The 15,570-nt window shown below is 57.9% G+C and carries 16 protein-coding genes; 9 read left to right on the forward strand and 7 right to left on the reverse strand.

Annotated features, from left to right (window positions below):
• Positions 1–13: 13 nt before the first annotated feature.
• Positions 14–301, reverse strand: a complete 288-nt coding sequence (locus tag K529_RS10390) for a co-chaperone GroES (RefSeq protein ID WP_005616557.1) — start codon at positions 299–301, stop codon at positions 14–16.
• Between the two features lie 252 nt (positions 302–553).
• Positions 554–1,252 carry a DUF2161 domain-containing phosphodiesterase gene (locus K529_RS10395; RefSeq protein ID WP_005616558.1) on the reverse strand — a complete coding sequence of 233 codons (699 nt, stop codon included), beginning with the start codon at positions 1,250–1,252 and terminating at the stop codon, positions 554–556.
• A gap of 104 nt (positions 1,253–1,356) precedes the next feature.
• Here K529_RS10395 and K529_RS10400 point away from each other — a divergent pair, with 104 nt between their 5' ends.
• Positions 1,357–2,394, forward strand: a complete 1,038-nt coding sequence (locus K529_RS10400) for a TraB/GumN family protein (protein WP_227512258.1) — start codon at positions 1,357–1,359, stop codon at positions 2,392–2,394.
• Between the two features lie 137 nt (positions 2,395–2,531).
• On the forward strand, positions 2,532–3,440 hold the full coding sequence (locus K529_RS10405; RefSeq protein ID WP_046002626.1) for a TraB/GumN family protein: 909 nt from the start codon (positions 2,532–2,534) through the stop codon (positions 3,438–3,440).
• Positions 3,441–3,462: 22 nt separating this feature from the next.
• Here K529_RS10405 and K529_RS10410 read toward each other — a convergent pair whose 3' ends face one another.
• A complete protein-coding gene (locus K529_RS10410) occupies positions 3,463–4,236 on the reverse strand; it encodes a hypothetical protein (protein WP_227512257.1) in 774 nt (257 codons plus the stop codon).
• A gap of 113 nt (positions 4,237–4,349) precedes the next feature.
• On the opposite strand from K529_RS10410, the gene K529_RS10415 reads away from it, so the two are divergent.
• A complete protein-coding gene (locus K529_RS10415; RefSeq protein WP_005631911.1) occupies positions 4,350–5,270 on the forward strand; it encodes a manganese-dependent inorganic pyrophosphatase in 921 nt (306 codons plus the stop codon).
• Positions 5,271–5,367: 97 nt separating this feature from the next.
• Here K529_RS10415 and K529_RS10420 read toward each other — a convergent pair whose 3' ends face one another.
• The 4 genes from K529_RS10420 to K529_RS10435 form a co-directional block, all read right to left on the reverse strand.
• Positions 5,368–6,174: a M48 family metalloprotease gene (locus K529_RS10420; protein ID WP_005631908.1), complete on the reverse strand. Its 807-nt coding sequence runs from the start codon at positions 6,172–6,174 to the stop codon at positions 5,368–5,370.
• Between the two features lie 138 nt (positions 6,175–6,312).
• Positions 6,313–6,651: a DUF6616 family protein gene (locus K529_RS10425; protein WP_005631905.1), complete on the reverse strand. Its 339-nt coding sequence runs from the start codon at positions 6,649–6,651 to the stop codon at positions 6,313–6,315.
• Between the two features lie 24 nt (positions 6,652–6,675).
• Entirely contained in the window at positions 6,676–7,434 is a 759-nt protein-coding gene (locus K529_RS10430; protein ID WP_005631903.1) for a DNA alkylation repair protein, read from the reverse strand.
• Complete coding sequence (locus K529_RS10435; protein ID WP_005631901.1) at positions 7,435–7,959, reverse strand: MarR family winged helix-turn-helix transcriptional regulator; 525 nt, start codon at positions 7,957–7,959, stop codon at positions 7,435–7,437.
• 229 nt (positions 7,960–8,188) lie between these two features.
• Between K529_RS10435 and K529_RS10440 the strand changes: the two genes are divergently transcribed.
• From K529_RS10440 to K529_RS10465, 6 genes are all read left to right on the forward strand, one after another.
• A complete protein-coding gene (locus tag K529_RS10440; protein WP_046002625.1) occupies positions 8,189–10,228 on the forward strand; it encodes a DEAD/DEAH box helicase in 2,040 nt (679 codons plus the stop codon).
• A 143-nt stretch (positions 10,229–10,371) separates the two neighbouring features.
• Entirely contained in the window at positions 10,372–11,247 is an 876-nt protein-coding gene (locus tag K529_RS10445; protein WP_005606022.1) for a TIGR01459 family HAD-type hydrolase, read from the forward strand.
• A 189-nt stretch (positions 11,248–11,436) separates the two neighbouring features.
• Positions 11,437–11,880 carry a MaoC family dehydratase gene (locus K529_RS10450; protein ID WP_005606024.1) on the forward strand — a complete coding sequence of 148 codons (444 nt, stop codon included), beginning with the start codon at positions 11,437–11,439 and terminating at the stop codon, positions 11,878–11,880.
• A gap of 196 nt (positions 11,881–12,076) precedes the next feature.
• On the forward strand, positions 12,077–12,952 hold the full coding sequence (locus tag K529_RS10455; RefSeq protein ID WP_005606026.1) for a hypothetical protein: 876 nt from the start codon (positions 12,077–12,079) through the stop codon (positions 12,950–12,952).
• A gap of 99 nt (positions 12,953–13,051) precedes the next feature.
• Complete coding sequence (locus tag K529_RS10460) at positions 13,052–14,041, forward strand: hypothetical protein (RefSeq protein ID WP_005606028.1); 990 nt, start codon at positions 13,052–13,054, stop codon at positions 14,039–14,041.
• Between the two features lie 151 nt (positions 14,042–14,192).
• Positions 14,193–15,485, forward strand: a complete 1,293-nt coding sequence (locus tag K529_RS10465; protein WP_005606030.1) for an O-acetylhomoserine aminocarboxypropyltransferase/cysteine synthase family protein — start codon at positions 14,193–14,195, stop codon at positions 15,483–15,485.
• Positions 15,486–15,570: the final 85 nt, after the last annotated feature.

Here is a 15,570-nt window from a genome sequence, read left to right on the forward strand (position 1 = left end):
GTCGGAGCGGAGCTCAGACGATCACACCCATGATGTCGCTTTCTTTCATCATCAGCAGCTCTTCGCCGTCGACGGTGACTTCGGTGCCGGACCATTTGCCGAAGAGGATTTTGTCACCCTCATTCACGGCCATCGCGATCAGCTCGCCGCTGTCCTTACGTGCACCTTCGCCACACGCGACAACAACGCCCTCGGACGGTTTTTCCTTGGCGCTGTCGGGAATGATCAGACCACCTGCGGTTTTTTCTTCGCTTTCGGTACGGCGAACCAGCACACGGTCATGAAGCGGTTTCAATGCCATCTTTGCAGCTCCTCAAAAGGCTCAAAGTGTTTTCCTTTCCCCACGCCCAGAATGGGCCGCGGAGACGTTAGCACTCACCTCAGTCGAGTGCTAACTGCGGGATAGTTAGGCATAGCGAAATCGCGAGTCAACATCAGGCGACCAGAAAATTTGCGGTTCCTTGTGACAGCCCAGGCTGGCGTATGCGAGGGGCGCTGCCCCTCACACTCCCCTGGATATTTCTGGTTAGAAGAAAATCAAAAGGCCTTCAGGTCATTTCGTCTTTGGCTGGACGGGTTGCGGTGTGGCTAAGAGCCAGTTTTGATGCTCAGTTCGCCCCTTATCGGTCAGCGCATAAATTCCCTTCTCTACCCGCTCAAACCAGCCGTAATGATTGGAATACATCACTTGCGTTGCACGCGCGATTCCAGTGGTTTTGACAATATCTGCGCCTCGAGCGGGGCCGTATTCCAAAAGATGCAATGCGCAGGTCAGCGCATCCTGACGATACCCTGTCATCAGCCCGCCGCGTGTCGCCCCACCGGCATTAGGGTCGCCCTGGATGCGCGCAAATTCGCGCAGCAAGCGTGCAGTTTTCGCCTTGGATTTGCGCGGCGCATAAGGTCCGGGATCGCAATGAACCTCAGTACGACCATCCGCACGTATAGTGATCAACCCCAGCCCCAGACGGCGGCAGAGTGCAAGATTGTCTTTGAGTGTTCTGCGCGCGACTTTGCCGGTGGGGCGCGGTACAGCGATGTATACCGTATCTGATAGCGCCAGTCGCGTAATCGCCTGATGGAACAAGCTGAGCGAAAAGCGCAGTTTCAGCTCTACAACCACCGGGGCCTCGCCACCGCGGATCGCGACCACATCGGCAGCCCCGACCTCGCCCTTCACCTCGTAGCCTTGCGCCTCAAGCAGCGCTTTGACCGGGGCATATAGATCCTGTTCACGTTCCATCACGGCCATGCTTGCCCCGCCCCGGTCGCAATGGCAATGTAGCACAACAGGAAAATTTCGAGCGGTGCGTCATGACTGGATTATTCTCTCGCCTCCGTCCCATAGGGGGCTGGTTGGCGCGACCTTTGAAACCGTGGCGCACTGCCCCAAGGGTTCGCCGCCTGTTGGTCAGCGCGTCGATCTGTCTGCTGCCCCTAAGCGTAGCGAACCCACTTCAGGCAGCCTGCAAAGGCACGGATCTGCGCCAGACTGCTTCGCACGAACTGCTTCGCGAGGTTCATGACGAGCTTGCTCGCACGCCCTATGCAAAAGGGTTGAGCTGGATTGCAACCAAAGACGAGCGTCGGCTGCATATCATCGGTACCATGCATCTGAATGACCCTCGTCACGACGCGCTGGTCGCACATATGACCCCAGCCATTGAACACGCAGATGCTGTGCTTTTGGAAGTGAACCGAGAGGACAAAGCCCGGCTAAACCGCGCGCTGGCTGAGACGCCTTCGATGGTATTCATCACTGATGGGCCAACGTTGATTGACCGGCTGCCACAAGAGGATTGGCGGCATATCGCGGCTCAAGCCAGTGCTGCAGGCATTCCGCCCTTCATGGCCGCAAAGATGCGCCCGTGGTTTCTGTCGTTGTCGCTGTCGGTTCCGCAATGCGCCCGCACCATAAAAGATGTGACCGACGGCCTTGATGCACAGTTGATGCAGGTTGCCGAAGCGGCGGATGTGCCAACATTGTCGCTCGAAGATCCGCTTCGGCTGTTTCAAATGCTGGATGCGGCGCCATTGGAGAAACAAGTCGAAGAACTGCGTAGCTACATCGCCATGATGGGGGTTGGGCCGGATGATTTCTACACGATGGTAGAGAGCTATTTTGACGGCGATGTACAGGAATACACCCTGTTGCAGCTCAAGCAGTTTCTTACGGCCGAAGGCGAGATACCTGTAGCGGAGCGTCAGGCTCAACTCGACGAGTTGCTGGAAACGCTCCTTTATCAGCGCAACCGCGATTGGATTCCCGTAATCGAAGAGACGGAGGGTGCGCAATTGGTCATTGCCATCGGGGCTGCCCATCTGCCCGGCGACCAAGGCGTGCTGGCCCTGCTGGAGGCCGAAGGCTACCAGATCGAAAGGGCACCGCTGTGATTGCCCGATTGAGAAAGCAGCCTTTACTTCAGCGGCTGACACAGGGGCTACGCAGCGCGGCTGTGATATTGCTCCTGGCGTCCTTCTCCCTTGGAACTGGCGCAACGGACGCCGCCGCCCGATGCGGGGGCATAGATTTGCGTGATCACCTGACCGACAGCGCCCGGGCGCGACTTGACGCTGATCTGGCCAAAGTGCCCTATGCCCTCGGAAATCACTGGATTGCAACGCGCGGCGCGCAACGTATCGATGTGATCGGCACCCAACACAGCGGCGATGCGCGCATGTCATCCATAATGCGGCGCATACGGCCTTTGATCCGTCAGGCGAACGCGGTCTTTCTGGAAGTGACCGAGCCTCAAATGATCGCGGCCGATAGTGACCAAAGTGCTTTTGCCCGGTATTTTCTGCTGCCCCCCGGTCAGCGACTTGATCGAATGATGCCCGCAGACGACTGGAAGCTTCTAACCGCGCGCCTCGCGGTGCTTGGGATCGCACCCGAGGCAGCTGCGAGAATGCAGCCGTGGTATCTCTCGGATTTCCTCACGGGCACCGACTGCCGCAAGCGCGGCTTTGGCAGCCGGCGGGGGCTGGACGACCGCATCGAGCGCACCGCCCGAACCGCCGGCACCCCGACATTGGGATTAGAAGCCCCAGAGGCTGGACTGGCGGCGCTCGCCTCAATGCCGCTGCCTGATCAGGTCAAGATGTTGCGTTTTGATCTGCGCAGCGAAACCCGCCACGAAGACCTTTACATCACCCTGTCAGAATCCTTCTTCGACGGTCGTCTCACAGAAGGTCGCATCCTGCTGAGTTGGATGATCTACCGCGATCTCGACGTGCCCCGCCGAGAAGTGCATCGACTCCTGGCAAGTTTCGATCGCGTTGTGCTGGAAAAGCGCAATCGCGCTTGGGTCAAACGGCTCACCGCGCGGCAGGAGCCACGTCTTGTTGTTGCGGTGGGGGCTGCACATTTGGCGGGGGACACCGGGCTTTTGAACATGTTGCGCCGCGCCGGGTATCAACTGACGCCAGCACAAGACTGATCACGCCTGTGATCATGCCCGGTCAGCGCCCCGCCAGAGAGAATGCAAGGATCGGGATGGCGTTTTGCGCGCAGAGCCCGTTAATTTTTGCTTCGACGACCTGCCCCGCGCCAACATAACTGGCATTGGGGGTAAGAAGCTGTGGTTGATTATCAACGGTAACCAAGGGCGCATTATCGATATAGAGCTGCGCCGACAGATCGCTGCACCCTGCAGTGCTGTAAAACGCGATGGAAAACTCACGTTCTTTGGCGAAGCCACCCAGCAGGATGTTATCGCCGGGACGTACATCAACATGGACCGTATCTAGAAGTGCACCAGAATCGCGTATTGCCACCCAGTCACATTGCACGACCTGACCTGCACCCGCTTCACGGAGCGCGAGTTGTCGCGCCTCTACAAACGCCGCACCACTTTCGTTGATCGGCCAGCGGTACTCCCCGGCCTCTGTCACCAGCAAAAAGCTGGGAAACTCCTGATCGTTGGAAACCCCCTCGCATGTAATCTTGATCAGGCGGCGCTCAGTCAGGCCATTGATGATCCACTGTTTGTCGACATCTACGCTGCGCCAACTGCCGCTGTAAAATGGCTGTGGCGAGGCATCGCTCTTTACCGCGTCGTTGTTGTCCTCGGCCAATACAGAGGTCGCGCCCAAGAGAAGAATAACCGCGCTGGCAATTCGGTTTTGAAATGTGCTCGTCATTTGAAATATCTCCACGACTAAGGGATACGGCAAGTGCCACATATCAGGATAGGCATATGAGGCATTTCCGAGCAAGCAGGGGCGCGCCAACACCGAACCCAGCCATGCGCTGCGCAGGAACCGGGGGCGCGACTGACGCGGGGTGACAAACCATGCGTCCCTGTTATAAGGCGCGGCAACAGACCCCGTCAGACAGGATCGTATTCATGACTATTCAAGTTTTCGGCCACAAATCTCCCGACACCGATTCCACCGGCTCCGCCATCGTCTGGGCTTGGTATCTGAACGAGGTGAAAGGCGAAGCGGCAACCCCCGTCCTCTTGGGCGAACCCAACACCGAAGCCGCCTTCATGCTGAAGCGCTGGGGTTTTGAGAAGCCCGCCATCATCGCCGACGTTGACGCCGACGCACCGGTTGTGATCGTTGACACCAACAACCCGGCAGAGCTGCCTGCCTCCATCAACTCTGCCGATATCCGTGCGATCATCGATCACCACAAACTGGTCGGTGGTCTGGAAACCAAAGGCCCAATCGACATCACCGTGCGCCCGCTGGCCTGCACCGCCACCATCATGCATGATCTGATGGGCACCGATGCAGACCTCATGCCCGAGGACATCAAAGGTGCCGCGCTGACCTGCATTCTGTCGGACACGCTGGAGTTCCGCTCCCCCACCACAACCCCGCATGACCGCGCCGTGGCGGAAAAGCTGGCCAAAGACCTCGGCCTCGACATTGCTGACTACGCGGCCGAGATGTTCGCCGCCAAATCCGATGTCTCTGCGTTTTCCGACGCCGAGTTGATCCGTATGGACTCCAAGGAATATGAGGTCGACGGCACCAAGTTCCGCGTCTCCGTTCTGGAAACCACCGCACCGGAAATCCCATTGGGCCGCAAGGACAGCCTGATGGAGACGTTCAAAACCGTGCAGGCCGAAGACGGCGTTGATCAGGTGCTGCTGTTCGTTGTCGACATCCTGAAAGAAGAAGCCACCCTGCTGGTGCCAAATGATCTGGTGAAAACCGTGGCAGAAAAGAGCTTTGGTTCCACAGTTGAGGGTGACCTCGTGGTGCTGCCGGGCGTGATGTCACGCAAAAAGCAGATCATCCCGAACCTCAAGGTCTGATAGACAGCACAACCACCTGCAGATAAGAGCAAGGCCCGCTGCTTTCAGCGGGCCTTTTTGGTTTCTGTTTCGAACTTTGCCGATCCCAGACGGGAACTCAGTTGGCGTTGCGCAGACCGACCTGACCATCGATTTGGGCTTTGGTTGCCAGAACTGTCGCTACGCGCCTGCGATCTGGTGGATGGGTGCCCCAAATCGAATAGCCGCCCCCCGACCCGCGAGCTGCTTCTGACCGCGCGAAAAACTTTGCGCCCTCGACCGGATCATAGCCCGCATCATAAGCGATCCGGGTTCCAAGCGTGTCGCTTTCCAACTCATACGATTGCGAATAGACAACTCCGCCCGCGCTGGCGCCAACGCCCATCCCGATCCCCACCGCATCACTGCTGTCGCCAACAATACCGGCCAGCGCGCCACCAATGAGCGCACCGGCAAGCACTTGTTGTTGCTGCTTTTCGACATGCCTGCCGATCAGGTGCCCATATTCATGCGCCAGCACAAAAGCGACCTCATCATCGCTTCCGGTGTCCTGAATAAGCGGCAAGGAGATCCGAATGATAGGTTGCCCATTTTTATAGGTGAAATAGGCGTTGCGTTCATCCATCTCGCGATCAATGGCGATATCGACGTTGCAATTCACACCGGTCTTGAGCCGCAAACAGGTCTCACGTCCCGCACGCATCACACGAGGCTCGACACGCGCAAAACGTGCCTCAGCGGCGCTGCGCGACAAGGTTTTCGGGGGCGGGCTTTGGCGCGCCTCGGCAAAAAGCCGCGCGGCTTCGTCAGAGTATGCACCTCCCGTATCCGGCAACTCGTAGGTTGTTCCACAGGAGACCGCTGTAAGAAGTCCCGCCACCATCAACGCGGGTAAGGGAAAGCGCGAAAAACGGTTTAACATCATCTCTCTACTTTTGCATCTGGCGGCACGCCAAGACTAGATCGCCAAGAGATTACCACCCCCCGCTGCCACCACAAGAGAAAGAAGCCACCGCTTTGCCGAAGGCATACCCCCGGCAGCGATGTGCAGCCTGCAAACTGCTCAAACGGCGGCGAGCTGTGCCAGATGGGCGTTCAAATCATGTCCGACGCCGGTCGCATTCACCGTGTCGAAATAGTCGTGCCAACCAGAGGCGGCGATCCCGTCCACCAATACCCTCATGGCCACTGCATCGGGTGCGCGCCAGATGGCAAAAAACTGCTGCGTTGGCGCATGAAGCATATCTGCATCCACCTTGCCCAGCGCCAGCGGCTCGATACCAAGCTCCATCAAAGGCCCCATGCCGGCACCGATCCCATCAAAAAACTGACGCCGCGCCTCGGCATCAAGGTTCAGCCACGCGGGTTTAGGGGAGTAAAGCTCAGCTAAATAATGCGTCATGGATGTAGTCCTTTGAAATCACGTTTATTTCTTTTTTGCGATAGAGCGCAGAGCACGTTTGCAAATACGGGCTGTGGCCGGAGTGCCGTTCTCTTGTTGCCAGCGATCACATAGAGATTGCACCCATCCCGGCTGATCCTTGCTGGCATCGTTGAGCCAATTTCCCACGGAATGCTGTACGTAGGCCGCAGGGTCCGCTCGCAGGGGCTCTAAAACCGACAGAGCCTGCTCGGGGCGTTGACGTAACGGGGTAAGGTGCGCGCACCACACACCGCGAGGACGAATGGCCTCTGATGCGAAACGTCGAATGCGCTCGGAGGGATCAAGTGCCCAGACGCTCAATTCTGAAATCGCATCATCAAGGTCTGCTGCAATATAAGGGCGCACCGCAAGCCACGCCCATTCGCGAACCCCGAAATGTGCATCATCTGCCAGACATCGCATGGACATAAGCCGTGTGCGCAGGGGCATCATCTCCTCTTGTGTGGCGATGAGATAGCAAGCCCAGCCGCGCAGAGTGTCCGACTTGTGCTCACGAAGCGCTGCGACCATGCCCTGCGGGTAGGCGTCGTGGATCAACTTCGCCGCCAAGGCCATGCGGCGCGTGATCCCGGCCCCGGAGGCGGCTTGCATTGCCGATAGCCGCTCTTGCCCGATGTCGGGAAAGGTTGCGCGCATGAGCGCTGCAAAATCCACGGCAAGACATTCCGCAAGTGCCGTGGACTCGGCCTGACCCGAGTTTAACAGGTTAAGGCGCTCTGACGGGATGTCTGCAACACGCATCTAGGCACCATCAGCGCTCGGCGTATCGGTGTGTTCACCCTCCGCCAGATTGTGCCTGACCCGCGCCAACAGGTCTGAGAGCGTCTTGCGATCCCGTGGTTCGAACCCATCGAACAACGATGCAATCCACTGGCTGTGCTCGTCAAAAAGCGCGTCTGCCAAGACTTGCCCGGAGGGTGTCAGCGTCACCAAGATCTTGCGCCGATCCTCACGATGGGCCTGCCGGGCCACATATGCGTCGCGCTCCAACCCATCGAGAAGGCCCGTTACCGTGGCGCGCGTCACCCCCGCCCGCGTCGCAAGCTCATGCGGGGCGAGCCCTTCGGATCGATCGTGCAACAGGGAGAGCAACACAAATTTCCCTTCGGACAATCGGTGCGGTGCAAGCCGGAGGGCGCACGAGCGGTCTATTGCGCTTGCCAAAGCCAGCACTTCAAAACAGAGACGAATGCCACCGGCATCCCCCCGGCCCCGCCTCTGTGCCTCTGCGATCATTGAGATATGTTTTTGTTCCAGCGATTCCATATGGCACCTTATGATCAGGTGCCATACTATAATCAAGCTCTAAGAACACACCAAATAAAACCACATCCCCTCAGCCCGGTGGATGGCCACTTCGCACAAATGCAACACAGCCATGCAGCTATGGCGCATGAGATGTGCTATACAAAGCCTCAGCCTTGCGTTATACGCACGATCTTGACCCAACGGGCGCAGGACAGTGCCCTCTTTGTGATACGAACGGATCCCCCTCTTGATACCCACCTTGCAGCAGGCGCTGGAGCGCCGTGGTTACACGTCTCTCACCCCTGTTCAGGAGGCGGTCTCGGACCCGGAACTGGCAGGTGCGGATCTTTTGGTGTCCGCCCAAACCGGTTCAGGTAAAACAGTTGGCTTCGGCCTCGCCATTGCACCTACCATTCTGAATGAGGACGGTCAGTTCGAACGTGCCGCCAGTCCGTTGGCTCTGGTTATCGCCCCCACCCGCGAACTGGCGCTGCAAGTAAAGCGCGAGCTGAGCTGGCTTTATGGCGATGCAGGCGCAGTTCTGGCCTCTTGCGTGGGTGGGATGGATATGCGCGACGAGCGCCGTGCGCTTGAACGTGGGGCGCATATCGTTGTCGCCACACCGGGCCGTTTGCGCGATCACATCACTCGTGGCTCCATCGATCTGAGTGGCGTGGCCGCCGTGGTTCTGGATGAGGCGGACGAGATGCTTGATCTCGGGTTCCGCGAGGATCTGGAGTTCATTCTCGAAGAGACCCCGGAAGATCGCCAGACCCTGCTGTTTTCGGCCACCGTGTCAAAGCCGATCGCCGCGCTGGCGCAGACCTATCAAAATGACGCGCAACGGATTTCAACAATCAACAAGTCCGAGCAGCACAGCGATATTTCCTATTTCTCTCATGTGGTTGCCCCCCATGATATCGAGAATGCGATCATCAACGTCCTGCGGTTTCACGAGGCTCCTAACGCCATCGTTTTTGCCAATACCCGTGCCGCAGTGAACCGCTTGCTGACCCGTCTGTCGAACCGCGGTTTTCAAGTTGTGGCATTGTCTGGCGAGTTGTCGCAATCCGAACGCGCAGGCGCTTTGCAGGCCATGCGTGACGGGCGTGCCCGAATCTGCGTCGCAACCGATGTGGCAGCACGCGGCATCGACCTGCCGAACCTCGATCTGGTAGTGCATGCTGATCTGCCGTCGAGCCATGAAACCCTGTTGCACCGGTCTGGCCGCACTGGCCGCGCGGGCCGCAAGGGTACAAGTGCCCTGATGGTGACGCCGCGTTCCGTACGCAAAGCAGAGCGCCTGCTGCGCGATGCCAAACTGTCAGCGGAATGGGTCGATGCGCCCTCCGCCGAAGAGGTGCGTGGCCGCGACATGGAGCGGATGCTGTCCGACGCTGTCTGGACCGAAGAGGCCCCCGAAAGCCAGGCGGAAACGCTGGCTAAACTGGTCGAGAGCTTCTCGCCCGAGCAGCTGGCCGCTGGCTATCTGCGCCTGTGGTCCGCCGCCCGCTCCGCGCCGGAAGAGCTGACCGATGTGGCCTCGGTGGATGCCCGCAAGAAAAAAGAAGACCGCGCGCCCTTTGGGCCGTCAGTCTGGTTCGCCATTGAGGGCGGTCGGGACGCCGGCGCAGATCCGCGCCGCCTGTTGCCGATGCTGTGCAAGGCCGGTGGCATTGATAAAACTGCTATTGGTGCCATTCGCATCGTCGGCGACAAAAGCTATGCCGAGATTGCCGAAGACAAGGTCGAAGGTTTCATGGCAACCCTCGGTGGTGACATGGCGCTGGATGATGGCTCCGCACTTGAGCGCCTGAACGAGGCCCCGAACCTGCCTGAGCGCAGCAAGCCTCCGTTCCGCAAGGGCGGTGGGCGCGGCGGCTTTGGCGGTAGCAAGCCCGGATATAAGGGCGAACGCAAAGGTGGGGGCGACTACTCCAGCGACCGCAAACCCTATCGCGGTCGCGATGACGCTGCTGACCGGCCCGTGAAACCCCGCCCGGCCAAGCCCCGTCCCGCTGGTGACAAACCGGCCTATGACAAGCCACGTGGTGAGCGTTCCGAAAAGGGCAAATTTGACAAACCACGTGGGGACAAGCCGCGCGGCGACAAACCTAAATTCGACAAGCCCCGTGCAGATAAACCTCGTGGGGACAAGCCGAAGTTCGAAAAACCCAAAGGTCCGCCGCCCCCAAAAGGTAAACCAAGCAGCAAAAAGAACAAAGCCCGCCGCTCTGATGCGTCCAACACATCTAAGCGCTTCACCCCTCCGGGTCGAAAAGGGTAAAAGCCGCGACAGCGTACGGATATGAAACAGCGCCCTCGCTCGGGGGCGCTGTATTGCATTGTGGCGATCCATCGCCCGCCCTAGCCAAATCCGGCTGCCTCTGCCATAGGATGGGCAATCCTAACCGCGCATGAGGCCGCACCATGAGCCAGATCATCTCCACCCTTTCCGAGGTCTCCGACCGATACAAGGCGCTGTTCGTGGACCTCTGGGGCTGCGTCCATAATGGCGTCACGGCCTATCCCGACGCAGTGGCGGCCCTGCAATCTTACCGTAAGGCCGGTGGCGTCGTGGTGCTTGTTACCAACTCGCCAAAGCCGCGTGCAGGCGTGGCCGAGCAGCTCAGCCAGTTTGGCGTTCCCGATGACGCGTATGACACCATTGCAACCTCTGGCGATTCTGCGCGTGCCGCCATGTTCACCGGCGCAGTTGGCTCGAAGGTCTATTTCATGGGTGAATGGGAGCGCGATGCCGGTTTCTTTGAACCGATGAAAGTGATCGATAATCCCATTGAGATCACCCGCACTCCCCTGAAAGAAGCCGAAGGTATCGTGTGCTGCGGCCCATTCGACACGATGGCCGATCCTGAGGTGAATCGCGCTGATTTTCTTTATGCAAAACAGATGGGTATGAAACTCCTCTGCGCCAACCCTGATATCATCGTTGACCGAGGGGAGGTGCGCGAATGGTGCGCGGGCGCGCTTGCGAAACTCTATACCGAGATGGGCGGCGAGAGCCTTTATTTCGGCAAACCGCATCCACCAATTTATGATCTCGCCCGGCGTCGCCTGACGGAAATCGGTCACGATATTTCAGACCGTGACATCCTCGCAATCGGCGATGGCCCACATACGGACATCTCCGGCGGCATGGGGGAAGGCGTGGACACGCTTTTCATCACTGGCGGCTTGGCCGCAAAAGACACCAAGACCGACACACAACCTGATGCCGCATCGCTGGAGTCTTATCTCACTCAGGAACAGATCGCTCCGACCTATAGCATCGGCTTTCTGCGTTAACCTTGCGAAACAGACCCAGACGGGCCCGTCTTCTCCGACAGGAGAAGGCGGGCCTTTTACTGTCGCCCAACGGGCGTCCGGTTGACGACATCTACCGGGTTGACTTTCTGCACTCGCGAGGTAATAAAATTGCCAATCAAGCCAAAAATGAAGCGCATTATTGCTAGACGGCCATCTCGGAGAGGTAAGATGTTGGATAATTTCCCTCGCGGAACCATCTGTATCGAGGATATCGAGATGGGTATGATCCGTTACCTGCGCAAGCAAGTGACCGATCGCGACATCGAACTGTTTGCCGAAGTGTCCACCGACCGCAACCCAGTGCATCTGGACGAAGATTACGCCCAAGACACCATGTTTCACGGCCGCATTGCCCATGGCATGCTGACAGCTGGCCTGATTTCCGCCGTGATTGGCGAGCAACTCCCCGGGCATGGTACGATCTATATGAGCCAGAACCTGAAATTCCTCGCTCCTGTACGGCCCGGCGACATGGTTTTGGCAGAAGTAGAAGTGACCGACATCCAGATCGACAAGCGCCGCGTGAAGCTGGACTGCCGCTGCATTGTAGACGGCAAGAAGGTATTGACCGGTGAAGCCATGGTTATGGCCCCGTCCCGAAAGTTCGACTGATCCTGCAAAATACCGCCTAAAGACGCAAAAGAATATCGTTGCGACAGAGGGGCTTCCATAAATCCCGAAGCCACCTTTCAGCGTGATACATCGCGATATTTCGCTGCTGCACCGTCACCGTTAAGTTGCGATTTGACCGCAACTTTGACGCACTTTACTTTTATCCTCGCGATAAAAGGGCAGACAGGTCGGGAAGATGCAGATCATTATACATGCCGGGGCGCATGGCACAGAAGAAGATCGGCTGATGAAGACCTTGCTGCGCAACAAGGAGGATTTCCTTGAGCGCGGCACATCCGTTCCCGGACCCGCAAAATATCGCTCCCTGCTCAAGGATTGTATGTCGGCAGCACAAATGGGGGAGCCCTCCCCTGATTCACGCGACTTTCTCTGGGATGCTATCCTCGAAGAGGAAACCGCCGAGCGCGTCATCCTGTCCAATCCACATTTCTTCGGCTCCCAGCGCGACGCGCTCGAAGGTCAAAGGCTTTATCCCGAAGCAGAACAGCGCCTGATGGCGATGAAAGCGCTGTTCCCCGAAGACGACCTGCATCTCTTTATGGCCATTCGAAGCCCTGTGAGCTTTTTGTCCAAACTCCTGGAAAAAGCAGGCAATGGACGCAGGCAAACGGTTCTGAACAACACCAATCCGCTGGATCTGCGTTGGTCCGCAATGGCGGCCCGCATCCGCACCGCGGTGCCGGATGTCCCGATCACGCTCTGGTGTTACGAGGATTCTCCATTCCTTTGGGCACAGATCTTGCGCGAGATGGGCGACATGAAACCCGACAGCAAGATCAGAGGTGGCATGGATCTCTTGGCGTCGATCATGACGCGCGAAGGTATGCGCCGCCTGCGGCAATATTTGCATGAACGCCCTGAAATGACCGAGGTCTTCAAACGCAAGGTCTTTGCCGCGTTTCTTGATAAATTCGCGTTGGAAGACGAACTCGAAGAAGAGTTGGACATCGCCGACTGGACTCCGGAATTCGTCGAAGAGATCGAGCAAGCCTATGACGCAGATGTCGCCCAGCTGCAAAAAATTCCCGGCGTCACCTTGCTGACACCCTAATCTGTGACGGCCTCTTTCGCTGGTGCCAAAGGTGTTTACGCTCAAGGTGCAGGGCGATAGGAAGGTCTGGTGAATTTCCCAGATCACAAAGAGAGTGTCATGTCCGGGCAGGTCTTCAACATCCTAATCGTCGGCCAATCTGGCCGATTGATGTATGAAGCCGTCCTGTTTGCAGCATCACTGCGTCACATGAGCCCGAACTTTCAGGGTCGCTTGATCGTTGCGGTGCCGCAGCCGGGCCATCTGTGGTCACAAGATCCATCCATCCGAAACGAACCGGTGCTCGAAACGCTCTCACGTCTGGATGTCGAAGTCATCCCCTTTGAAAGCCATCACTTCGGGCAGGCCTACGCCTATGGCAACAAGATTGAAGCACTCTCCGTGTTGCCAAAAGATGAACCCTTCGTGTTCTTTGACACGGACACATTGATCACCGGTGACATTGGCGCTGTGCCTTTCGATTTCTCTCGCCCCTCAGCCAGTTTGCGCCGCGAGGGCACGTGGCCAAAGCCGACCTTATATGGCCCCGGATATAGCGAAATCTGGCGTACACTCTATGATCGGTTCGGACTGGATTTTGAAAGCAGCCTCGACCGCTCTCAGCCGGACGAGTATTGGAAGCGCTACCTTTATTTCAACGCAGGTTATTTCTACGGCCCCTGCCCGCATGCCTTTGGCTCACGCTTCTTGGAATATGCCGTTTCAATCCGGGATGATCTGCCGCAGGCATTGGTGTGCCAGTCGCTTGATCCGTGGCTCGATCAGATCGCCCTGCCTTTGGTGATCCATTCCATGGGTGGTGCGCGTGACAGCCTGCCAGAAGGCTATCTCGATGGCTCTACCAGCTGTCACTACCGGACCTTTCCGCTGCTCTACGCGCGTGAGAGCGACCATGTCGTGGCCACGCTAGAAGAGGTCTGCGCCCCAAACTGGATCAAAAAGGTCCTCAAATCCTATGAGCCGATCAAGCGCTTGGTCTATCAGGGCAAAGGTCAGCGTGTACGGGCGCTCTTTGATCGCGACAACCTCCCCCGACGGGAGCAAGCCATTCGCAACAAAATTAAATCCGAAGGCCTGTGGATGCGCTGAGGCCGGGCTTTGCCGTGCCTTCCCGAACACTCGTTCCATAGCAACGCTTAAATTCAGAGAACTGTCCCACCGGCTTTTGCTTGCACTGACGCCGCGCCCGGTGTGTGCTGTCGAAATATCAACACCGATTGCGACACAAGGGAGAGTTTAAATGTCCGACGGCCCAACCTATGGCTTTGATACGCTGCAAATTCACGCAGGCGCACGCCCTGATCCGGCCACCGGCGCACGGCAGACACCCATCTACCAATCCACAGCTTATGTGTTTCGTGACGCAGATCATGCCGCGGCTCTCTTTAACCTGCAGGAAGTAGGATACATCTACTCTCGCCTGACCAACCCAACGGTCGCGGTCCTGCAGGAACGTCTGGCAACACTCGAAGGTGGCGTTGGCGCGGTTTGCTGTTCGTCTGGCCACGCGGCACAGATTATGGCGCTCTTTCCCCTGATGGGGCCGGGCAAGAATGTGGTCGCTTCAACGCGCCTTTATGGCGGCACCGTCACCCAATTCAGCCAAACCATCAAACGCTTTGGCTGGTCCGCAAAATTCGTCGACTTCGACGATCTCGACGCCCTGCGCGACGCAATCGACGATGACACCCGTGCCGTATTCTGCGAATCTGTCGCCAACCCTGGCGGCTACGTCACAGATGTGCGTGCGGTCGCGGATGTTGCCGATGCCGCCGGTTTGCCGCTGATTGTCGACAATACGTCTGCGACACCCTATCTGTGCCAACCGATTTCGCAGGGGGCGACCTTGGTGGTGCATTCCACAACCAAATACCTCACCGGCAACGGCACCGTGACCGGTGGCTGCATCGTGGATTCGGGTAAATTCGACTGGTCCGCCTCAGATAAATTTCCCTCCCTGTCCGCACCGGAACCCGCATATCACGGGCTGAAATTCCATGAGACGTTCGGCAATCTGGCCTTCACCTTCCATGGTATCGCCATCGGCCTGCGTGATCTTGGCATGACCATGAATCCACAAGCGGCGCATTACACTTTGATGGGGATAGAGACCCTGTCATTGCGCATGCAGCGTCACGTTGAAAACGCGGTGAAGGTCGCAACATGGCTCGAGGACGATCCGCGCGTGGACTATGTGACATACGCCGGTCTGCCGTCCTCGCCCTATGCTGACCGCGCCAAACGTTGTTATCCCAAAGGCACCGGTGGCCTGTTCACCGTTGCGCTCAAAGGGGGCTATGACGCCTGCGTCAAATTCGTCGACAGCCTTGAGATATTCTCGCATGTGGCAAATCTGGGCGACACCCGCTCTTTGGTGATCCACTCGGCCTCCACCACCCACCGCCAACTGACACCCGAGCAGCAGCAGGCGGCCGGAGCAGGCCCGAATGTCGTGCGTATCTCGATCGGCATTGAGGACGCAGATGATCTGATCCGCGATCTGGATCAGGCTCTCGCCAAGGCCTGCAGCTAGGGTAACAAGTAGGCGAAACACCCTTTTCAAGACTGTAAAAGGCCGGGAAGTCCCGGCCTTTTTCTATTTAATAACAGTCAGGTAG

The organism is Tritonibacter mobilis F1926 (genome assembly GCF_000376545.2).
GTDB lineage: Bacteria > Pseudomonadota > Alphaproteobacteria > Rhodobacterales > Rhodobacteraceae > Epibacterium > Epibacterium mobile.